Annotated in this window: 15 protein-coding genes; 8 read left to right on the top strand and 7 right to left on the bottom strand. The window is 74.1% G+C overall.

The window, feature by feature from the left end:
* Window positions 1-884: 884 nt before the first annotated feature.
* Window positions 885-1,361 carry a hypothetical protein gene (locus HNQ09_RS06640; protein ID WP_184027074.1) on the top strand — a complete coding sequence of 159 codons (477 nt, stop codon included), beginning with the start codon at window positions 885-887 and terminating at the stop codon, window positions 1,359-1,361.
* A gap of 89 nt (window positions 1,362-1,450) precedes the next feature.
* Here HNQ09_RS06640 and HNQ09_RS06635 read toward each other — a convergent pair whose 3' ends face one another.
* Window positions 1,451-2,296, bottom strand: coding sequence for a universal stress protein (locus HNQ09_RS06635; RefSeq protein ID WP_184027070.1), 846 nt, complete (start codon window positions 2,294-2,296; stop codon window positions 1,451-1,453).
* A 361-nt stretch (window positions 2,297-2,657) separates the two neighbouring features.
* Here HNQ09_RS06635 and HNQ09_RS06630 point away from each other — a divergent pair, with 361 nt between their 5' ends.
* From HNQ09_RS06630 to HNQ09_RS06620, 3 genes are all read left to right on the top strand, one after another.
* Window positions 2,658-3,362 (top strand): DUF1175 family protein, encoded by a 705-nt coding sequence (locus HNQ09_RS06630; RefSeq protein ID WP_184027068.1) that lies wholly within the window; start codon window positions 2,658-2,660, stop codon window positions 3,360-3,362.
* Window positions 3,363-3,445: 83 nt separating this feature from the next.
* The gene (locus HNQ09_RS06625) at window positions 3,446-7,834 is read left to right on the top strand and encodes an MG2 domain-containing protein (RefSeq protein ID WP_184027066.1); all 4,389 of its coding nucleotides are present in this window, start codon (window positions 3,446-3,448) and stop codon (window positions 7,832-7,834) included.
* Entirely contained in the window at window positions 7,831-8,433 is a 603-nt protein-coding gene (locus HNQ09_RS06620; RefSeq protein ID WP_184027064.1) for a hypothetical protein, read from the top strand. Before HNQ09_RS06625 ends, HNQ09_RS06620 begins: the two co-directional genes overlap by 4 nt.
* 163 nt (window positions 8,434-8,596) lie before the next feature.
* Here HNQ09_RS06620 and HNQ09_RS06615 read toward each other — a convergent pair whose 3' ends face one another.
* Both HNQ09_RS06615 and HNQ09_RS06610 read right to left on the bottom strand, forming a co-directional pair.
* Window positions 8,597-9,511 carry a haloalkane dehalogenase gene (locus HNQ09_RS06615; protein ID WP_184027062.1) on the bottom strand — a complete coding sequence of 305 codons (915 nt, stop codon included), beginning with the start codon at window positions 9,509-9,511 and terminating at the stop codon, window positions 8,597-8,599.
* A 10-nt stretch (window positions 9,512-9,521) separates the two neighbouring features.
* Window positions 9,522-10,910 (bottom strand): MFS transporter, encoded by a 1,389-nt coding sequence (locus HNQ09_RS06610; RefSeq protein WP_184027060.1) that lies wholly within the window; start codon window positions 10,908-10,910, stop codon window positions 9,522-9,524.
* 174 nt (window positions 10,911-11,084) lie between these two features.
* Here HNQ09_RS06610 and HNQ09_RS06605 point away from each other — a divergent pair, with 174 nt between their 5' ends.
* Window positions 11,085-11,771 carry a hypothetical protein gene (locus HNQ09_RS06605; protein WP_184027058.1) on the top strand — a complete coding sequence of 229 codons (687 nt, stop codon included), beginning with the start codon at window positions 11,085-11,087 and terminating at the stop codon, window positions 11,769-11,771.
* 41 nt (window positions 11,772-11,812) lie between these two features.
* Here HNQ09_RS06605 and HNQ09_RS06600 read toward each other — a convergent pair whose 3' ends face one another.
* Genes HNQ09_RS06600 through HNQ09_RS06585 form a run of 4 tightly spaced genes read right to left on the bottom strand, consistent with a single transcriptional unit; the run spans window position 11,813 to window position 15,739 of the window.
* Entirely contained in the window at window positions 11,813-12,823 is a 1,011-nt protein-coding gene (locus HNQ09_RS06600) for a serine hydrolase domain-containing protein (protein WP_184027055.1), read from the bottom strand.
* The gene (gene murQ / locus HNQ09_RS06595; RefSeq protein ID WP_184027053.1) at window positions 12,820-13,764 is read right to left on the bottom strand and encodes an N-acetylmuramic acid 6-phosphate etherase; all 945 of its coding nucleotides are present in this window, start codon (window positions 13,762-13,764) and stop codon (window positions 12,820-12,822) included. Before murQ ends, HNQ09_RS06600 begins: the two co-directional genes overlap by 4 nt.
* Entirely contained in the window at window positions 13,761-14,957 is a 1,197-nt protein-coding gene (locus HNQ09_RS06590; protein WP_343057637.1) for an anhydro-N-acetylmuramic acid kinase, read from the bottom strand. Before HNQ09_RS06590 ends, murQ begins: the two co-directional genes overlap by 4 nt.
* Complete coding sequence (locus HNQ09_RS06585; RefSeq protein ID WP_184027050.1) at window positions 14,954-15,739, bottom strand: GntR family transcriptional regulator; 786 nt, start codon at window positions 15,737-15,739, stop codon at window positions 14,954-14,956. Before HNQ09_RS06585 ends, HNQ09_RS06590 begins: the two co-directional genes overlap by 4 nt.
* Window positions 15,740-15,856: 117 nt before the next feature.
* Here HNQ09_RS06585 and HNQ09_RS06580 point away from each other — a divergent pair, with 117 nt between their 5' ends.
* From HNQ09_RS06580 to HNQ09_RS06570, 3 genes are all read left to right on the top strand, one after another.
* Window positions 15,857-17,632 (top strand): ABC transporter substrate-binding protein, encoded by a 1,776-nt coding sequence (locus HNQ09_RS06580; protein WP_184027047.1) that lies wholly within the window; start codon window positions 15,857-15,859, stop codon window positions 17,630-17,632.
* Between the two features lie 157 nt (window positions 17,633-17,789).
* Complete coding sequence (locus HNQ09_RS06575) at window positions 17,790-18,761, top strand: ABC transporter permease (protein ID WP_184027045.1); 972 nt, start codon at window positions 17,790-17,792, stop codon at window positions 18,759-18,761.
* The gene (locus HNQ09_RS06570) at window positions 18,758-19,876 is read left to right on the top strand and encodes an ABC transporter permease (RefSeq protein WP_184027042.1); all 1,119 of its coding nucleotides are present in this window, start codon (window positions 18,758-18,760) and stop codon (window positions 19,874-19,876) included. Before HNQ09_RS06575 ends, HNQ09_RS06570 begins: the two co-directional genes overlap by 4 nt.
* Window positions 19,877-19,913: the final 37 nt, after the last annotated feature.

Here is a 19,913-nt window from a genome sequence, read left to right as displayed (position 1 = left end):
CGGCAGGCGAGACGGCGTCCAGAGCGGTCACGCCCCGGGTGGCAGCCGGGGCCAAAGCCCCGGACACGGCGGGCGCCGCCGCGTCTCCCCCGGCTCGGGTCGCCTCGCGCGCCCCGGGGCGGCCCCCGGCGAACCCCGCCGCCCCGGCAACCCGCCCGCAGGCTCCGGTCGCGCCTCCCGCGCCGAGAGCCGCTCCGGCCACGCCGACCCGGACCCCAGTTGCGGCGAAACGAGCGGCGGTGGCCCCGGCGCCCCGGCCCCAGGAAGCCGGGCGGCCCCCGGCCCCCGTTGCCCGTCCGGCCGCCCGCCCGGCGGCGGTGAAACCAGCGCCGCTTCCCCCCCGGGTGACCCCGGCCCAGTTGCTGGGACCGGAAGACCCCCCACCCCTGGCCCCCGGCGCCCGCGCAGCCACCCGGGGGCCGGGAGCGAACGCCGCTCAAGCGGCGAGGGTTCCTTTGCCCCCCGCCCTGCCCCCGGCGCCCGCACCGCGTGTGACGGCCCCCCGGGTGCCCGGCGCGTCTGCACCAGCGGCCTCACGCCCAGCGGCGCCGCGTTCAGCAGCGGCGGCGCAGGCCCCGGCGGCCCGCCCCCTGGCCGCGCGCCCGCCTGCCCCGCCGCTCTCTTCCGGCCCGCAGGTCCCGGCGCCCCGTCCCCCCACCCCCCAGACGGCGCCCCCCCGCGCGGCGGTGACGCGCCCGGCCCCCCAGCCCCCCTCCCGACAGGCGCCCTCGGGGCAGGCGGCCCCCGCTCCCGCGCCTGCGCGGCCGGGCACGGCGGGCCAGTCGGCCTCTTCCTCTTCACCCAGCGCTCCGGTCTCGCGGGCGCCGGAGGCGAGCGCGGCGCGAGGCTCCCCGGCGGGGCAAGCGGCAGCCGACACGTCCCCGGTGCCGCCAGTCGCCACACGGCCCGGCGAGGTCGCGGGCGCGCCGACCCCCGCCCCGGCGCGGGCTGCGGCTGCGGCGCCCGCACCTGCCCCGGTGGCAGAAGACCCGCGCTCCCCGACCCCGGCCGCCTGGCCCGACCCGCTGCGGCGCGGGCGCGAGTTGACGGGCCTGCTGTACGGCGAGCGGCTCGGGGAGCTGTGGGCGGCCTTCTTGCCGTCGGCGCGGGCCGAGTGGCGCGACCTGGCCGCCTTCCAGGCCTACCGCGCGGCGGGCCTTCAGAGCTTCGGGCGGGAGGCGGCGCTGCTGCACGAGGCCGTGATCGAGGAAGGCGGCCTGACCTCCTATGTCCGCACGGCGACTTTCGAGGGTGCCCCGGGCCAGGAATGGACCGTGGTGTTCCGCCTTGACGAGGGGGGACGGGTTCAGGACTTCAGGATCGCGCCCGCCGCGCCTGACAGCGGTGGCCGCACCAACTGAACCCCATCCGGAGTTGAACCGGAGCCGCCCTGCCGCGCCTGCGGAGCGGCTCCGGCCCGCAAAGGGCGCGGCGGCGACGCTTCCGGCGGTCAGGCCGTGGGTCCCGGGGCGCCCCGGGCCGTCAGCACGGGAACCGGGGCGTGCTGCACCACCCGGCGGGCGACCGAGCCGAACAGCAGGCGGTCGAGGCCACGTTTGGCGCTCGCACCTAGGGCCAGCACCGCGTACTCGCCGCCCCGCGCGCGCTCCAGCGCGACCTCGGCCGGGGCGCCCCGGGCGATCTCGCCGCCGCCCAGCGTCTCCAGGCGCTGCCGGGCTTCTGCCTCCCACAGCGCGTTGCGCTGCTGAAGAACCCACGAACTCGCCCCACGCAGCGGCGCGGAGAGGGACGCGAGGGCGAAGGGCGTCTCCAGCGCGTTGCCGTCCACAACATGCAGGCGGTGGACCTCCAGGCCCGGCCAGCAGCGCTCCAGAAAGCGCAGGGCAGCCAGCGCGCCCGGCGAGAAGTCCATCAACACCAGCGCCCGGGTGGGCGGGGCCGCAGCGGGTGAGCTGGGCACCGGCACGCTCAGCACCGGGACCGACGAGCCTTGCAGCACCCGTTCGGCCACCGCACCGACGCGCCCCGGCCCGCCCCCGCGCTCGCCCACCCGGCCCAGCGCGATCAGGTCGGCGCCGCCCTCGCGCGCGCGGCGCAGCACCTCGTCGGCGGGGGACCCCGAAACCAGGGTGCCGCCGCCCAGGGCCTCCAGGCGCTGGCGTGCGGAAGGGTCGGCTCCTCCTCCTCCCGCCGCCAGAGGGGCCGCCAGGGGCGAGCGGGACGGGACCACGTGCAGCAGCTCGGTCCGGGCCTGGGGAAAGGCCGCCCGCACCACCGTGAGGGCCGCCCCCGCCGCCGGGGAAAAGTCGGTCGGAACCAGGATACGCAGCGTCATGAGACCCGCCTTCCGGCGCTGTATCCGCGCCGTCGGAGACGAAGAGGGTCGAGGAGGGCGGGGCCGTTCCTCGGCTGGGTCTGGCCTTCGCTGCGGACGCCGGAAAGCGGTGAGGCTCCCGGACTGACGGCGCCGCGCACCTGTGCTCAGGCGGCTACTCCCCCAGCCTGCGGCTGCGGTTGTACAGTCAGGGTAGCAGGCCCGCCCCCCACCCGAGTAGTGCGGCGTTTCCCAGACGCCTCTCACGGGGGCAGTCGGTGCAGGGCGGGGGGTCCGGGCCGCCGGACCGGGAGGCGAGAGGATGCGGGGCAGCGGCAAGGCGCGGCGCGCAGGGCGAGGGGGGGGCCGGGCGGTCAGGCGGGTGCTGGCCCTCGCCGCCCTGCTGCTGGGCGCGGCCGCCGCCGCCGCCGCCGTCCCGGCCCCCGACCGCGACCGCGACGGCTACCCCGACGCGCTGGAACTTGTCGGGGTGGACCGCGCCGCCTTTGCGGACTGGTTTGCCAGCGTGGCCGAGAGCCAGTATTACGGCCTCTCGCCGGACTGGAAGCGGGAGGATCAGGACTGCGCGGGGCTGGTGCGCTACGCCTTCGTGCAGGCGCTCTCCAGGCACGACGCGGCGTGGTGGGCCAAGTTCGCCTTTCTGCCCCGTCCGCGTCTGCCGGAGGTCCGGGGCCTCACGTACCCGGCCCCGCTGGTGTCCCGCTCGGTGTTCCGGGTGGCGCCCGGCCCCTACCGCGCGGGGGACGTGGACGCCGGGCGGCTGGTGGGGCGCACCTCGGCGCAGTTTCTGGCAAACCACTCGGCGGCCCGCGTCTCGCGCGATCCGGCGCGGGCGCAGCGCGGCGACCTGCTGTTCTTCCTGCGGCCGGGCCTGGGGGCGTACCACTCCATGGTCTTCCTGGGGGGCGGGCGCGTGGTGTACCACACGGGCGCGCGGCCCGGGGAAGGCGGCGAGGTCCGGCTGGTGACCCTCGCCACGCTGCGGCGTCACCCCGACCCGGCCTTTCACCCCACGCCCGGCAATCCGAATTTTCTCGGCGTGTACCGCTGGCAGATTCTGCGGTAGGGCTGGGCGGCAAGGCTCGGGGGCAAGGCGGGGCAGCCGGAGGGGTACGCTGAAGGGGTTCAGCTCCCCTGGAGGAACCCCCTGTGCGACCCCTTGCCCGTGCCGGTCTGCTCGCCGTCCTGCTCGCTGCCAGCCTCGCGCCCGCCCAGCCGCCCGTGGGGCTGTACGGCGGCGTCTTTCGTCCGGGACAGCCGGTCCGCGTCGGCGTCACGGCTCCGCCGCGCACGCCGCTGCGGCTGGAACGGGTGGTGGACCCGCTCGAGGTGTTGCGGGCCGCGCCCGATCCCCACCAGCCCCGCCTGCCGCCCGGCACCCGCACCACCCTGGCGCGGACGCTGAGCACCGGGGCCAGGAGTTACGGGGAGGTCAACCTCGGCCCCCTGCCCGCCGGGCTGTACGTGCTGCGCGCAGGCAGGGTGGGCACGCTGGTGCTGGTCACCGACCTGGGGCTGGTCGTGAAGCGTGACTCCGGCACGGCGGTGGTGTACGCGGCAGACCGGGAGACCGGGCAGACGCGGGCGGCCCGCATCTGGCGGCTGGGAGCAAGCGGCGCGGCCCCCACCCTCGCCAACCCGGACGGCCTCGCCAAGTTCACGGCCCCGGCGCGGGAGGGCGAATACTTTCTGGCCCGCTACGGCGAGGGATGGGCGATCTCGGGCGCGAATTGGAACGCCTACGCCCAGCCGCGCGTGAAGGGTTTCGTCTACACCGACCGCCCGGTCTACCGCCCCGGTCAGCGGGTCGAGTTCCAGGGCACCCTGCGCAGCGGCCAGACCCTGAAGCCCCTGGTGCGGCAGGCGGTGCGGGTGACCGTGTTCTCGCCCTTTGGGGAGAGCGTCTTCGCGCGCCGCCTGACCACCAACGGCTACGGCTCCTTCAGCGCGGGCTTCGACCTGCCCGCCGGGGCCAAGCCCGGGGAATACCGTTTCGAGGCGCGGGCGGCGGGGGGCGGCGACACAGCATCGGTCCCCGGCAGCTTCGCGGTCGAGGCGTACCAGAAGCCGGAATACGCGGTCACGGTCACGCCGGGCCGGGCGCGGGCCGTGCAGGGCGACAAGCTCAGCGTGACCGTCAGCGCCCGCTACCTCTTCGGCGGGGGGGTGGGCGGGGCGCGGGTGACCTACAACGTGACCCGCGCACCGTACTACCCGCCGGGCTTCGACGCCGAGGCGGACCTGCCGCCCGACCCCGGGGGCCGCGAGTACGGCTCGGACCTGGTGGTGCGCGAGGAGACCCGGCTGAATGCCTCGGGCGACCTCGACCTCACGCTGCCGCTGGAGCGGGACGCGAATGGCCGCCCGGTGAGCTACCGCATCGAGGCCGAGGTCGAGGACGAGGCCCGCCGCCCGGTCAGCGGCTTTGCCCGCGTGATCGCCTTTCCCGCCGCCCTGAACGTGGAGGCCAGCACCGACGCCTACGTCTACGGCGCCGGAAAACCTATTCAGGTGACCCTGGAGACCCGCGACCTGAACGGGGCGGGCCGCGCGGCGCCCGTGACCCTTGACCTGGTGCGCCAGGAGTGGGTGGGGGCGCGCGGGCGGGAGACGCTGCGCGAGACGCGGGTCGCCCGTGTGCCCGTCCGCACGAACGCGCGGGGGGTCGGGAGCGCGGTCCTCACCGCCACGCGGGGCGGCGGCTACCTGATCCGGGCGCGGGTGCGCGACCCGCAGGGCCGGGTCTCCACCTTCGAGAACTTCGTCTGGATTCTCAAAACCGGCGAGGACTGGGGCTGGACCTACCGCGACCTCACCGTGCGGCCGGACCGGCGTCTCTATGCGCCCGGCGACACCGCGACCGTGCTGGTCGGCAACCCCAACCCCGGCTCCCCGGTGCTGGTCACGCTGGAGGGCGACCGCCTGCGCCGTTCGGCGGTGCTGCGGGGGCGCGGGGCGGCGCTGACCTACTCGTTCCCGGTGACGCCCGACATGCGGGGCGACGTGTTCGTGGGGGCGGCGGCGCTGGGGGAGGGGAACTTCTACTCCAACGCCGCGCGGGTGCGGGTGCCAGTGCAGGACGCCGAATTGAAGGTGCAGGTCACGCCCGCCAAAGCGAAGTACCGCCCCGGCGAGACGGGCCGCCTGACCGTGCAGGTGCGCGACGCGGCGGGGCGCGGGGTGCCCGCCGAGCTGAGCCTGGGTGTGGTGGACGGGGCGATCTACCTGATCCGGCCCGACACCAGCCCGTCCATGCTGAACGTCTTCCACGCCCCGCGTGAGAACGCCGTGGGCACCGAGACCAGCGTGTATTTCTACTTCGAGACCGGCCGCCTGCCCGCCCCCACCGCCGCGATGACCGAGGCCGCTTTCGGGCAGGGCAAGGGGGAGGGCGTGGCCCAGGGGGACGCCCCGCGCGAGGACTTCCGCGACACGATCCTCTGGGTGCCCCAGCTGGTGACCGACGGCTCGGGCCGCGCCGAGGTCGGCGTGCGCTTTCCCGACAACCTCACGACCTGGGTGGCGACCGCCCGCGCCCAGACCGTCTCGCCGCGCTTCGGGCAGGCGGTGGCGACCACCATGACCACCCAGGACGTGATCGCCCGCCTGAGCGTCCCGCCCTTCCTGGTGCGCGGCGACAGGGTCACGCTCGCGGGCGTGGTGAACAACACGCTGGGGCGCCCACTGGAGGCAAACGCGACCGCGCGCCTGTCGGGCCTCACGGGGCTGGGATCGCCGCTGCTGGGACCTTCCGGCGCCCCGCTGAGGGTACCCGCCGGGAGCCGCGTTCGGCAGGACTTCGCGGTGCGGGCGGACGCGCCCGGCCTCGCCCGCGTGACTTTCGGCGCCCGCAGCCCGGCGGCGGGCGACAGCCTGCGGCTTCCCATTCCCGTCAAGGCGCGCGGTTACGAGAGCAGCGTCACGGCGGTGGGCACGGCGGGCCAGAGCGTGCCGCTGCGGCTGCCCCCGGAGGCGAACCTCAGCACGGCCCGGCTGCGCGTTTTCGTCACGCCGTCGCTGCTGGACGCCGTGGCTCCGGCGCTGGAGTACCTCGTGGGCTACCCCTACGGCTGCACCGAGCAGACCATGAGCCGCTTCCTGCCCGCCCTGCTCGCCCGCGAGGCGCTAGGGGAGGGGGCGCTTCCCGCCGAGGTACGCCGCGAACTGCCCCGCATCACCGACCTCGGCGTGGCCCGCCTGACCGAATTTCAGCATGAGGACGGCGGCTGGGGCTTCTGGCAGTTCGACGACTCCACCCTGGAGATGACCGCCTACGTGACGCGCGGCCTGCTGCGGGCCAAGGCGCTGGGGGTACGGGTGGAGAACCGCGTGCTCGACCGGGGGCTGGCCTACCTCGCGCGGCAGGTGGAGAGGGCGGGAGAACCCCAGGGCGCCCGCGCGACCGCCTACCGGGCGCTGGCGGAGGCGGGGCGGGCCAGTGCAGGAGCCGGGGCCGACCGCCTGGCCGCCTTCGCCCGCCGGGGCGACCTCGCGCCGTATGCGCTGGCACACACGGCGCTGGCGCTCGACCGGGCCGGGCAGCGGGGGGCGGCGGCGGACCTGCTCGACCGCCTGAAGGCCAAGCGGGTCGGCGTGCGCGGCGGCGCCCTGGTGCGCTGGGACGCCCCGCAGCGCGCGGCCTGGCAGTGGTACTGGGAAGACAATGACGTTCAGACCACCGCCGCCGCCCTGGAGGCCCTGGCGCGGCTGGAGCCGGGGAGTCCGCTGATTCCCCGCGCGAGCCAGTGGCTGCTGGCGAACCGCCGGGGGCCGCGCTGGGTCAGCACCCAGGACACCACCAGCGTGGTGCTGGCCGCGCTGGCGCTGGGGCCGGGGCAGAGCGGGCCTGCCGCCGCCGCCGCCGTTCGCCTCAACGGGCAGCGGGTCGGGGAGGTCCGGGGGGCGGGCGAGTTCACCCTCGCGGGCGAGCGGCTCTCGGCCCTGCTGCGCGGCACCAACGAGCTGCGGGTGGACGGACCGCGCGGCGCCTCCTTCTCCGCCGAACTGAACTTCGCCCGCGAACCGCGCGCCCTCTCCGGCGTCACGCGCGGCTTTCAGCTCACCCGCACCTACGAGCGGTTAGAGCCGAGTTGGGACAGGAAGGGCAAGCGGTACACCTTCCGCCGGGTGCCGCTGCTGCGGGGCGGACAGCTCCAGCCGGTCACGACCGGCGACCTGATTCTGGTCACCCTGACCGTGCGGCCCGGGCAGAAGGGCGCCCGCTACCTCATCGTCAGCGATCCCATTCCGGCGGGAACGCGGGCGCTGGACGACCGCTCGCTGGCGATCAGCGGTCTGCGAAGCGGCGAGGACGGTGAGGGGTGGAACGAGTGGTACGCGGGCCGCGACCTGCTCGACGACCGGGTGGACCTCTACGCCGACTTCATCTCCGGGCCGCAGAAGATGACCTACGTGCTGCGCGTCCAGACGCCCGGCACCTTCACGGCGCTGCCCACCCACGCCTTTTTGATGTACGACCCCGACGTGGAGGGCTACGCGCCCGCCGCCACGCTGACCGTGCGGGGACGCGGCGAATGAGGCGCGTCCTGGCCGTCCTGCTGGCGCTGGGCCTGGGGTCCGCCCCGGCCCTCACCGTGCGCGAGGGGCGGCTGAGCGTGACCGTCGGTGACCCGCGCGACCGCGCGCACCTCGGCGCCGTGTTCGGGGCGTGGCGCGGGGCCGAACGCGACCTGCGGGGGCTGGGCCTGACCGTGCCCGCAGTGCGGCTGGAGGCCTCGGCCAGCGCGGCAGAGTTCGCCCGCCGCACCGGGGAGGGGTGGCTCGTCGCGGCGACAACCCGGGGCACGGTGATCCACACCCAGCGCCTCGGCGCGCTGGCGGCGCGCGGCCTCCTGCCCCTGACCGTTCGCCACGAGGCCTTTCACGCGGCCCAGCCGGCGGCCCTCCCGCGCGGGCTGGCCGAGGGGCTGGCGCGGCTGTTCAGCGGGGAAGCGGCGCGCGATCCGGCGGGGCCGACCGGGCTGGAGGAGGTGCCGGACGCCAGACTCGGCGCCCTGCTGGCCGCGCGGTCCCCGGCGGGGCTAGAGCTGGACGCCGTCTACCGCGAGGCCACCCGCCGCGCCCGGCAACTCGTGGCGGCGCGGGGCTGGCGGGGGGCGCTGGCAATCCGCCGGTAAGGAGCGCCCCAGGGGGCCGGCAGGCCGTGAGGGGCCGTGACCCGGCGCCCGGTCGGTTCAGGGCAGGCCGGGATTTGCCCGAGTGCGCCCCCGACCCCCACCGGCAGAGGGGGCCAGCCTGGCTGGGGAAAGGGGCGGACCCTGTCTGCCGGGGGGGGCCGGGTCAGCCGCCAGCGGCGAGGCCGAAAGCCCGCAGGGCCGCCGCGGCGATGGCCTCGCCCGCGTCCTCCTGCACGAAGTGACCGCCGCGCGCGACCTCCAGCGGGGGCGGGCAGCCCCGGATCTGCTCACGCAGCTGCCGCATCGGCCCCGCGCCCAGGATGGGGTCGCGCATCCCGACCGCCATGAAACTCTGCATATGCAGTTGCAGCGCCCACCACTCGCGCGCCCGGCGGGAGACCCCGGCGCCCGGCGCGCCTGGGCGGGTGGGCACCAGCCGGGGAAAGGCGCGCACCCCGGCCTTGTAGCGCGCGTCCGGAAAGGGTGCCTCGTAGGCGCGGGCTTCCTGCGGCGTCACGCGGGCCGAGGCGCGGCGCAGCAGGGCGGCCACGTCCAGGTTCGGGTGGGCGTCCGAGTACGCCCGCCAGGCGTAAAAGGCGGGGCCAGGCCGCACGTCCCCGGTGGCGAGGGCCGTGTTCATGACCAGCAGGCGCGAGAATCTGCCCGGCATCTCCAGCGGCAGGGTCAGGCCCAGCAGCCCGCCCCAGTCCTGCACGACCAGGGTAATGTTGCGCAGGTCCAGCCGCTCGATCAGCCGCAGCAGCGACCCACGGTGGAAGTCGAAGGTGTACGCCCGGTCCTGCGCGGGCTTGTCCGAGCGCCCGAAGCCGAACAGGTCGGGGGCGATCACCCGGCCCCCGGCCCCCGTGAACACCGGGATCATCCGGCGGTAGAGGTAGCTCCAAGTGGGCTGGCCGTGCAGGCACAGGAACGTCTCGGCGGCGCCGCGCGGCCCCTCGTCGAGGTGGTGCATCCGCAGGCCGCCGTACCCCGGCAGGTCGGCGACGTACTGCGGCGCGAAGGGGTAGCCCGGCAGGCCCCCAAAGCGGTGGTCGGGGGTGCGGAGGATGTCAGGCATGGGGGTCCTTTCAGTCGGCGGGGCCGGAGGCGGCCGCCCCCGCCGCGAGCTGCGCGCGGGCCTGGGCGTGGTTCTGGCGGGTGATCGGGTAGCGCCACGCGCACACCAGGGCCGCGAGGTACAGCGCCGCCGGAACCGGACCCATCATCAGCGCGATGCCCCGCACCGTGTCGCTGCTCTGCACGGCGCTGCCCGCCACGTAGCCCAGCCCGCCCGTGACCAGGGCGTTGGAGAACACCCCCAGCGACCCGGCCGCCTTGAGACCCAGCAGCAGCAGCGCGTACAGCAGGCCCTCGCGCCGCAGGCCGCTGCGCAGCTCGTCGAATTCCAGCACGTCGGGCAACATCGCCCAGGGAAAGAGCGACACCGCCGCCAGCCCCAGGCCGTTGATCACGATGGTCCCGATCAGGAGGGGCGAGACCCCCCCGCGCGGCACGGCGTACACGTACAGCAGCAGGCTCAGCACCATCAGCGCCGAGCCGAGCATCACGCCCGCCCGCTTGCCGATTCGCCCCGAGAGCCAGCTCCACAGCCCGAACCCCAGGATGGCGACCGCGAACAGGCCGCCCAGCAGCGGGGCCTGAAGGCTGCCCGGCAGCCGCAGCACCGATTCCAGGAAGAAGGGCAGGATGGAGTTGGTGACCATCAGCGCGACCGTGATCAGCAGGAAGACACCCAGCAGCGGTCCCAGGCCGAAGGTGCCCAGCAACTCGCGCACCGCGCGCCACCTGAGGGGCGGGTGGGCTGCGCCGCTCAGGTGGCGCAGCGGTTCACGCACGCCCAGGCCCGTCACCAGCAGGGCGGCCGTGGCGGCCACGGCGGAGACGACGCCGACCACCAGCCATCCGGCGGGCGGACTCGAAGCGAGGTCGCGCGCGCCCGTCACCCCCAGCACGATCAGGGGCGGCAGCGCCACGCCGACCAGGGTCGCGAGCATCGAGAAGGCGAGGCGGTAGGAGTTCAGGCGGGTGCGCTCGTCGTAGTCGCGGGTGAGTTCGGGTCCCAGCGCGAGGTAGGGGATGGTCGCCAGCGAGTACAGCACCGAGAGCGTCATGAAGCCCAGGCAGGCCAGCAGAAAGCGGCCCGGGGTCCCGTCCACGTAGGGCACCAGCCACAGCGCCCCGAACACCAGCCCGGCGGGCAGGGCAAAGACCCGGGTAAACCACAGGCGGCCGCGCCTCACCCGCAGGCGGTCGGAAAGCGCCCCGATGGCCGGGTCCACCAGCGCGTCGAACAGCCGCCCGGCCAGAAAGGCCAGGCCCGCCAGCAGCGGCGGCAGCCCGGCGACATTGACGAAGTAGTACAGCAGCCAGGTGTTGCCCACCACCCCCACGAGGTTGCCCCCGAAGTCGGCCGGGCCGTACAGCAGCTTGTCGCGGGTCCGCAGGTGGGGCGTCATCGGGAACCTCCGGGGGCGCGGGGGTGGGCAGGCGGGCCAGCCGCAGGTGGGCCGGACCCCGGGGTGCCCACGGCGCTCGCAGGCACGTCTACCTCTGTCGCTGGGCACTTCGGTCTTCCAGGTTCTCGGGTCTTCCAGGTTCTTGCGGCCGAGCATAGGGGTAGAGTGCTTGAAATGGACAGGCCGGTTTTGATCAACGGTGTGCTGCATCACCTTGATCCGCAGAGGGCGCCCCGCCTGATCGACGGCTGGGAGATGCGCTATCTGGGGCCGTTCCTGGGCCGCGAGGCGACCCTGAGTGCGGCGGCCCGGCAACTCGGCGTGAGCCTGTCACGGCTGCACTACCAGGTTGGGCGGCTGCAAGAGGAGGGCCTGCTGGAGGTGACGCGCCTGGAGCGGCGGGGGCGGCGCGAACTCAAGGTGTACCGGGCGGTGGCGGACGTGGTGTTCGTTCCCTTCGAGCTGCTGCCGCTCGAGACGGTGGAGGTGGCGCTCGCGCGGGCCGACGCTCCCTGGCTGACCTTTTTCCTGCGGAGTCTGGCGCGGGTCTGGCGCGAGCATCCCGGTCAGTGGGGGATGCGTGTGGAGGGCACCGGGGACGGCGGGGTCCGGGCCAGCATCGTCGCGCACCCGGAGCGGGCCGTGGACCTCGCGGACGCCGGGATGCCCGCCGTGCATCTGGGCGGCTGGGTGACCGACCTGAGGCTCGACTTTCAGGAGGCCAAGGCCCTCCAGCACGAGCTGGGCGAGGTGCTCGCGCGGTACGTGGGGCGCCGGGGCGCCGAACGCTACCTGCTGCAAGTGCGCCTCGCGCCCCTGCTGGAAGACCCCGGCCGGGTCCCGAACGTGACCGTGCGCTGAGGCCGTGACGGCCACCCCCTTTGCGGGGAGTCCGGGAGGTTTTAGCTCCCGGCCCGCTGCGCCGCCAGCAGGGTGTTGCCCACCGCGCGGCGCAGCGCCTGGATATCGAGCGGCCCGTGGCGGCTGGGATGCACCCGGTGGGTCAGCAGCACCCAGGCCAGGCCGCGCGCCGGGTCCACCCACAGCCCCGTCCCGGTAAAGCCGGTGTGCCCGAAGGCCGCCGCGCTGCACAGGCTGCCGCCGCTCCAGCCCGGCTGCGCGGCCACAAAGGCGAGGGTGCGGCCCGGAGCGGCCGGGGCGAGGGCCGCCGCCTGCCCCGCCGGGGAGAGCCAGCCTCCGCGCAGCAGCTGCCCGGCCTGCGCCAGCACGCCCGCCAGGGTGCCGAACAGCCCGGCGTGGCCGGACACGCCGCCCAGCGCCCAGGCGTTCTCGTCGTGGGTCTCGCCGCGCAGCACCCGCCCGCGCCAGGGGCAGCGCTCGGTGGCGGCGGTGCGGGCGGGATCGGGCGCAAAGGTCAGCCCGGGGTCCAGGGCAAAGTCGCGCAGGGGCTGCCCCCGCACCCGCTCCAGCACGCTGCCCAGCAGCAGGTAACCCAGGTCGCTGTACAGCACCTCGCCGGGGTCGGCCAGCGGCCAGGGTTCCTGAAGCAGCCGCGCGCGGATGGTCGCCGCGTCTCCCCAGGTGTAGAGCGGCGCCCAGGCCGGAAGGCCCGCCGTGTGGGTCAGGAGCTGGCGCAGCGTGCGCGTCTGGAGGGCCGCGTCCTGCATCCAGGCCAGCTCGGGCAGGTGCGCTGCCAGGGGATCGTCGAGGTCGAGCAGGCCGTCTTCTGCGCCGCGCAGCACCTCGCGGGCGGTCAGCAGCGGCTTGGTGAGGCTGGCGAGGTCCCAGGCGAAATCCTCCTCCAGCGGCACGGGTTCGGGGTCGAGGGCGGCGTGGCCCAGCACCAGGGTCGCCTGCTCGCCCGCCGCGCTGACCACGCCCAACGCAGCGCCAGGAAGGTCGCCGCCCTCCACGGCCCGCGTGAGCAGCTCGCGGGTGCGCGCGGGAATCATCCCTCCTCCAGACCCTCGCCCAGCGCCGTCCGGGCGTGGCCGCCCGCCGCCGCGAGGCGGGCCTCGGCCTCGGGGGCGCCCAGGTCCAGGCGCAGCATCACCAGGGCCGTCTTGACGTGGCCGCCCGCCGCGTCCAGGGCGGCGCGGGCCTCGGCCTCCCCGGCGCCGGTCGCGTGGCGGGTCAGATGCAGGGCGCGGGCCGCGAGCTTGCTGTTGCTGGCCCGCACGTCCACCATCAGGTTGCCGTAGACCTTGCCCAGCCGCACCATCAGGGCGCTCGACAGCGTGTTCAGCGCGATTTTCTGGGCGGTCCCGGCCTTCAGGCGGGTGCTCCCGCTGATCACCTCCGGCCCGGTGTCCAGCAGGACCGGGCACTCGCAGGCGGCCAGCAGCGGCGTGCCGGGATTGTTCGCCAGCCCCACGGTCAGCGCGCCCGCCGCCCGCGCCGCGCGGGCGGCGCCCAGCACGTAGGGGGTGGTGCCGCTCGCCGCGACCGCGATCACCACGTCGCCCGGCCCCACCCCCACCGCGCGCAGGTCGGCCTCGCCCAGCGCGGGATCGTCCTCGGCGCCCTCGACCGCCTGGCGAATCGCGCCTTCGCCCCCGGCGATTAGCCCCAGGGCGCGCTCGGGCGGCCAGGAGAAGGTCGGCGTCAGCTCGGTCGCGTCGAGAATGCCCAGCCGCCCGCTGGTTCCGGCGCCCAGGTAGACCAGCCGCCCGCCGTCCGCGAGCCGGGGCAGCGCCGCCTCCACCGCCCGGGCCAGCGCCGGGGCCGCCGCGCGCACCGCCTCCACCGCCGCGCGCTGGTCGTCGGCCAGCACCTGCACCAGCGCCTGCACCCCCAGCCGGTCGAGGTCGGCGTGCCCCGGGTCAACGGCCTCGGTGCGGCGGGGGTCGGCGGGCAGGGCAGAGGGGCCAGGGACAGCGGGGGGCAGGGTCATGCGGGCGTCTCCGGAAGGGGGCAAGCGAGAAGTTTTCCGGCGCAGGCGGCGTGCCGGGCGCCCGTGGTCTGCGGGAGCGTGTTGGGCCAGCCCTGCGCCCGCGCGTAGCCCAGCAGCGCGAAGGCCGCCGCCTCGCGGGTGGCGTCGGTCAGGCCGTACTCGGCCCACCCCACCTCCCCGAAGGTCCGCACCGGCAGGGGCGCCAGGGCCGATCTGAGCGCCGCCATCAGGGTGGGATTGCGCGCCCCGCCCCCCGCCACCACGATCTCGTCCAGCCCGCGCGGCACGACCCAGCGGGCGTAGGCGTCCGCGACCGTGCGGGCGGTGAAGGCGGTGGCGGTCGCCGCGAGGTCGGGCACGCTGAGGGAGGCGGGGGAGGGGAGGCGCTCCAGCGTCCAGACCTCGCGCCCGCTGGCTTTGGGCGGAGTGATCTGCAACTCGGGGTGGGCCAGCCACGCGGCCAGCGTGGGCAGGTGGACCGTGCCCGCCGCCGCCAGCCGCCCGTCCTCGTCGCAGCTCTGCCCGGCCAGGGCGGCGACCTCGTCGAGCAGGCAGTTGCCGGGGCCGGTGTCGAAGGCGAGCACGTCCTCCCGGGCTGCACCCGGCAGGAAGGTCAGGTTGCTGATCCCGCCGAGGTTGTGAATCGCCCGCCGCACCCCCGCCTGCGCGTACAGCGCCCAGTCTGCGAAGGGCACCAGGGGCGCCCCCAGTCCCCCCGCTGCCAGGTCCGCCGGGCGGAAATCGGCCACGACGGGCTTTCCGGTTCGGGCCGCGATCACGGCCGCTTCTCCCAGTTGCAGGGTCGCGGGCCGCGCCCAGCCGCGCGCCGCATCCGGCCGGGGGTGGTGCTGCACGGTCTGTCCGTGCGAGGCGATCAGGTCGGCGGCCCCGGCCAGCGGGGCCGCCGCCCCCGCCAGCGCCTCGCCCAGCCCCCAGTGGAGCTGGGTCAGGTCCGGGGTCGTGGCCTCGCCCCGCATCGCCCGCAGCACCGCCGCACGCAGCCCCGGCGGGTAGGGGGTAAAAAGGTGCCCCACCACCCGGCCACGCGGCACGCCCCCCGGCAAGCCTGGAAAGCCCCCGCCCGTCCCCAGTGCGGGCCAGCCCGGCAGCTCCAGCAGCGCGGCGTCAATGCCGTCGGCGCTGGTCCCGCTCATCAGGCCCAGGACGCGGGGGGCGCGGGGGGGCAGGGTCACGCGCCCGCCTCGCCGTGCAGCTCCATCACGAAGTCGTAGCGGTCGCCCCGGTAGTGGGCGCGGGCGTGCTCGACCGGGCGCCCACCCTCCGCCCACGACACCCGCTCGGTGGCGAGCAGCGCCGCGCCGGGGGGCACGCCCAGCCAGCCCGAGAGGGGCGCCTCGGCATTCACCGCCCGCAGGTGCCGCACCGCCCGCACCGGGCTGAGGCCCCGCGCCGCCAGCAGGGCGTACAGGCTCGCGTCGGTCACGTCGGCCGCCGAGAGGGGTCCCACCGGCCCGGCGGGCAGGGTGCTTTCCTCGACCGCCAGCGGTTCCCCGTCGGCGGTTCTCAGGCGGCGCAGGCGGTAGACCCGGTCTTGCGGCGAGAGCGCCAGCGTCATCGCCTCCTGCGGCGTCGGGCGCCCCTGCTCGAAACTCAGGACCCGCGCGCCGGGCGTGCCCCCGCGCGAGCGCACGTCGTCGGAAAAGCCGGTGAGCAGCCCCAGCGGGCGCGGCGGGCGGGCCGGGTCGGCGGCGGGGTCCTGAGTGTTCACGAACGTCCCGCTGCCGTGGCGCCGGGTCAGCAGGCCCTGGCGCGCCAGCAGGGCGAGCGCCTGGCGCACCGTGACCCGCGACAGCCCCAGCGTTCCGGCCAGGTCGCGCTCGGCGGGCAGCGCGGTCCCGCCCTCCAGCGCGCCGCTCTCGATGCGGGCGGCCAGGCCCTGCGCCACCTGCAGGTAGGCGGGCGTGGCGCTCGCAGGGTCCAGCGGAATGACCCAGGGAGGAGAGGAGGCGGACATCGGCCCTACCGTACCACTTCCGGACCACTGGGCCGCAAGGCTTGCAGAGGTCTGCGATTGGTCTTATGCTGAGGCGTCATCTCAGCCACAATTCGCCCCGTTCCCGGGAGGTTTTCCATGCTCAAACGCGTCTCCACCCTCCGAACGACCGGCCTGCTCGGTCTGGTCACGCTGGCCCTGCTGGGCACCGCCGCCGCCGCCCCCAAGAAAGTCACCGGCTACGCCAGCCTGGGCGTGACCGAGGGCAAGCCCGGCGGCACCTACACGCTCGCCCTGGGCGACAGCCCCCAGAGCCTCTTTTATTACGGTGTGATCGACAACAACCTCGGGCTGGTCTCGCAGCAGCTGTTCGACGGGCTGGTCGAGTTCAACTACGCGACCTACAAGGTCGAGCCTGCGCTGGCCGAAAGCTGGACCGTCAGCCCCGACGGCCGCACCTACACCTTCAAGTTGCGTCAGGGCGTCAAGTGGAGCGACGGCCAGGCCTTTGACGCCGACGACGTGGTCTTTACCTACAGCCAGATCATCATGAACCCCGAGGCGCGGGCGGGAGACGCCGCGTCGTTCAAGCTCGACGGCAAGCAGGTCGAGGTCCGCAAGGTGAACGCGACCACCGTGCAGTTCGTGCTGCCGCGCCCCAGCCCAGCTTTCTTGCTCCAGATGCGCTCTTTCATCATGCCCAAGCACAAGCTGCTGAAGTTTTCGCAGGAAGGCGGCGCCAAGCCCGCCGACATCAACGGGGCGTGGCCCAGCAACGTCAAGGAGTCCGAGGTCGTGGGCACCGGGCCTTTTCGCCTGAGCAACTACACCGCCGGGCAGAAGGTCTCGCTGGTGAAAAACCCCAACTACTGGAAGGTGGACGCGCGCGGCACCAAGCTGCCCTACCTGGCCGGGTTGGACTTTTTGATCATCCGCGATCCGCAGGCGCAGGTCGCGCAGTTCCTGGCCGGAAACATCGACCAGCTCAACATCACGGGCGCCCAGTTCCCGGACCTCAAGCAGAGGGAAGTGGCGGGCGCGCCCTTCAAGGTCTTCCGCTCGACCGCCCTGTTCGGCAGCCCGCCCTTCGTCGCCTACAACTTCGACGCCAAGGACCCGGCGCTCGCCAAGGTCTTCAGCGACGTGCGCTTTCGCCGCGCGATGCAGGGCGCCCTGAACCGCGAGCGCATCATCGACACCGTCTACAACGGGCTGGCGGGCCTGCCGGGGCACGGGGTGGCGCCGGTCAACCGCGACTGGTACGCCAACACCCGCAGCCAGCTGGGCAGCTTCAACCTCGCGGCGGCGGGGCAGGCGCTCGACGCCCTGGGCATCCGCGACACCAACCGCGACGGCGTCCGCAACCTGCCCGGCGGCAAGAATCTGGAATTCGACCTGACCTACGGCACCGACTCCAGCGTCTACCCGGCCATCGCCACGATCATCCAGAACGACTTCAAGGCGCTGGGTGTCAAGGTCAACCTGCGCGGCATTCTCAGCTCCAAGCTGCTCTCGACCGGCCAGAGCGGCGACTGGGAGATGATCCTGCACGCTTTCGGGGACCAGCCCGACCCCGAACTGCGCAAGCCCATCTGGCAGCCGGGGGGTGCTTTGTACTACTGGCACCGCAGCCTCCAGCCCGCCCAGGACGGCGCCCGGCCCAACGTGGCCCGCATGGCCCCGTGGGAGCGCCAGATCTACGAGATCTTCGAGGACGCCGCCGTGACCACCAGCCGCAGCCAGCGCAAGGCGCTGTACACCCGCTGGCAACTGCTGTTCGCCCAGAACCTGCCAGTCACGCCCATCGCCAAGCCCGAGAACATCGGGGCCGTGAACAACCGCTACGGCAACTACATCTACAACCTCGGCGTGATTCCCGGCTACAACCCGGTGCCGCTGATCTACCAGAAGTAAGGGGCCGTGAGTGGGGAGTGGTCAGTGGTGAGTGGAGGTTGCCTGCCTCCCCGCAGCGCCTGACCCTTCCCCCTTTTTCCCCCTCCGCCTGACCCCACAGGGAGCCGCTGACCTTGTTTTTTCCCACTTCCCCCTCCCCACGCCCCACGCCCTCCCCATGCTGACCTACGCCCTGCGCCGCATCCTGGGCATGGTGCCCACGCTGCTGCTGATCTCGGTCGTGTGCTTCGTGGTGATTCGCCTGCAACCCGGCTCCTTCCTCGACCAGTACCTCGAAGACCCCCGGGTGACGCGCGAGACGGTCGAATCCATCACCCGGCAACTGGGTCTGGACCAGCCCGCCTACGTGCAGTACCTGACCTGGATCCGGGGCATCGTGACCGAGGGGGACTTCGGGTTCTCGTTCGTGAACGGGCGCCCGGTGAGTTCCCTGATCTGGGAGCGCCTGGGCTGGACCGTGTTCCTGGCGCTCTTGACCCTGCTGGTGAGCTGGGCCATCGCCATTCCGCTGGGCATCTACACGGCGCTCAACCGCTACGGCCCCGGCTCGACGGTGCTGAACTTCCTGGGCTATATCAGCCTCGCCACGCCGGACTTCCTGGTCGCGCTGCTGCTGATCGCGCTGGTGCTGAACTTCGGCGGGACCAACGTGGGCGGCCTCTTCAGCCCGCAGTTCATCGACGCGCCCTGGAGCGGGGCGAAGGTGCTCGACCTGCTGAACCACCTCTGGATTCCGATGATCGCCATCGGGCTGGAGGGGGTCGCGGGGCTGATGCGGCAGATGCGGGCCTCCATGCTCGACGTGATCAACCAGGATTACGTCCGCACCGCGCGGGCCAAGGGGCTGGCGCCCCGGCGGGTGCTGTGGCGCCACGCGGTCCGCAACGCGGTCAACCCCCTGATCAGCCTCGCGGGGCTGAGCCTGCCCAGCCTCATCTCGGGCACCATCATCGCCTCCATCGTGCTGAACCTGCCCACCATCGGCCCCTTCCTGTACGACAGCCTGCTGAACAAAGACCAGTACGTCGCCATGACCCTGCTGCTGTTCAGCGCGCTGATGCTGCTAGTCGGCAACCTGCTCGCGGACCTCGCGCTCGCCTGGGCCGACCCCCGGATTCGCTTCGAATGACGGCCCTGACTTCCCCCCCCGCCGCCGCGCCCCGGCAGGCCAGCCCGCTCGCTCTGGCGCTGCGGCGCTTTCGCCGCAACCGGGTGGGCGTGCTCAGCGCCTGGGTGCTGGCCGCGCTGTACCTGATGGCGCTGCTGGCAGGTTTTCTGGCGCCGTACTCGATCACCGCGCAGCACCCCGACTTTCCGCACCAGCCGCCGCAGCGGGTGCGCCTCGTTCACCAGGGCCAGCTCACCCGGCCTTTCGTGTATCCGGTGGAAAAGACCCGCGACCCGGTGACCTTTGCCAGCACCTTCGCGGAGAACCGCGAGCGCCCGCTGCCGATCCGATTTCTGGTGCGCGGCGACGACCCCGCCCGCTACGGCTACAGCTTTCTGGGCGTCTTTCAGAGCCAGTGGCACCTCTTCGGCGTGCCGGGGGGCACCGCCTTCCTGTGGGGCACCGACAAGTTCGGGCGCGACCTGCTCTCGCGGACGCTGGTGGGCGCGCAGGTCAGCCTGACGGTGGGCGTGATCGGCGTGCTGATCAGCTTCGCCATCGGCATCCTGCTGGGGGGGGTCAGCGGGTACTTCGGGGGCCGGGTGGACGGGCTGATCCAGCGCTTGATCGAGGTGCTGCTGAGTTTCCCGAGGCTGCCCATCCTGCTCGCGCTCTCGACCATCATCCCGGCGCGCTGGCCGAGCACCTGGGTCTACCTGGGCATCATCGCGGTGCTGGCCCTCATCGGCTGGGCGGGGCTGGCGCGGGTGGTGCGCGGGCAGGTGATGTCGGCGCGCGGGGTGGACTACGTGCAGGCCGCGCGGGCGGTCGGGGCGTCGGACCTGCGGGTGATCCTGCGCCACATCATGCCCAACCTCAGCTCCATCCTGATCGTGACGGCCACCCTGGCGCTGCCCGGCTACATCCTGGGCGAGAGCGCCCTGAGCTTTCTGGGCCTGGGCATCAAGGAACCCATGACGAGCTGGGGCCTGCTGCTGAGGGACGCGCAGAACTTCGAGACGCTGAGCCTCTACCCCTGGCTGCTGGCGCCGGGCCTCCTGATCGTGATTTCCGTGCTGGCCTTTAACTTTCTGGGCGACGCGCTGCGTGACGCGGCGGACACCCAGAGCCGCTGAAGGCGAGCCGCCGCCAGGCGTTCTTCCGTCCGCCCCC

The sequence above is a fragment of the Deinococcus budaensis genome (assembly GCF_014201885.1).
Classification (GTDB): Bacteria; Deinococcota; Deinococci; order Deinococcales; family Deinococcaceae; genus Deinococcus; species Deinococcus budaensis.
Note: the sequence above shows the minus strand (reverse complement) of the source record. Positions and strands in the feature narration are given on the sequence as shown.

Coding starts and splice junctions, on each gene's coding strand:
- HNQ09_RS06635 (WP_184027070.1), bottom strand. CDS start 2,296: ATGACGCTGCGTATCCTGGTTCCGACCGACTTTTCCCCGGCGGCGGGG.
- HNQ09_RS06620 (WP_184027064.1), top strand. CDS start 7,831: ATGAGGCGCGTCCTGGCCGTCCTGCTGGCGCTGGGCCTGGGGTCCGCC.
- HNQ09_RS06615 (WP_184027062.1), bottom strand. CDS start 9,511: ATGCCTGACATCCTCCGCACCCCCGACCACCGCTTTGGGGGCCTGCCG.
- HNQ09_RS06610 (WP_184027060.1), bottom strand. CDS start 10,910: ATGACGCCCCACCTGCGGACCCGCGACAAGCTGCTGTACGGCCCGGCC.
- HNQ09_RS06605 (WP_184027058.1), top strand. CDS start 11,085: ATGGACAGGCCGGTTTTGATCAACGGTGTGCTGCATCACCTTGATCCG.
- HNQ09_RS06600 (WP_184027055.1), bottom strand. CDS start 12,823: ATGATTCCCGCGCGCACCCGCGAGCTGCTCACGCGGGCCGTGGAGGGC.
- murQ (WP_184027053.1), bottom strand. CDS start 13,764: ATGACCCTGCCCCCCGCTGTCCCTGGCCCCTCTGCCCTGCCCGCCGAC.
- HNQ09_RS06585 (WP_184027050.1), bottom strand. CDS start 15,739: ATGTCCGCCTCCTCTCCTCCCTGGGTCATTCCGCTGGACCCTGCGAGC.
- HNQ09_RS06580 (WP_184027047.1), top strand. CDS start 15,857: ATGCTCAAACGCGTCTCCACCCTCCGAACGACCGGCCTGCTCGGTCTG.
- HNQ09_RS06575 (WP_184027045.1), top strand. CDS start 17,790: ATGCTGACCTACGCCCTGCGCCGCATCCTGGGCATGGTGCCCACGCTG.
- HNQ09_RS06570 (WP_184027042.1), top strand. CDS start 18,758: ATGACGGCCCTGACTTCCCCCCCCGCCGCCGCGCCCCGGCAGGCCAGC.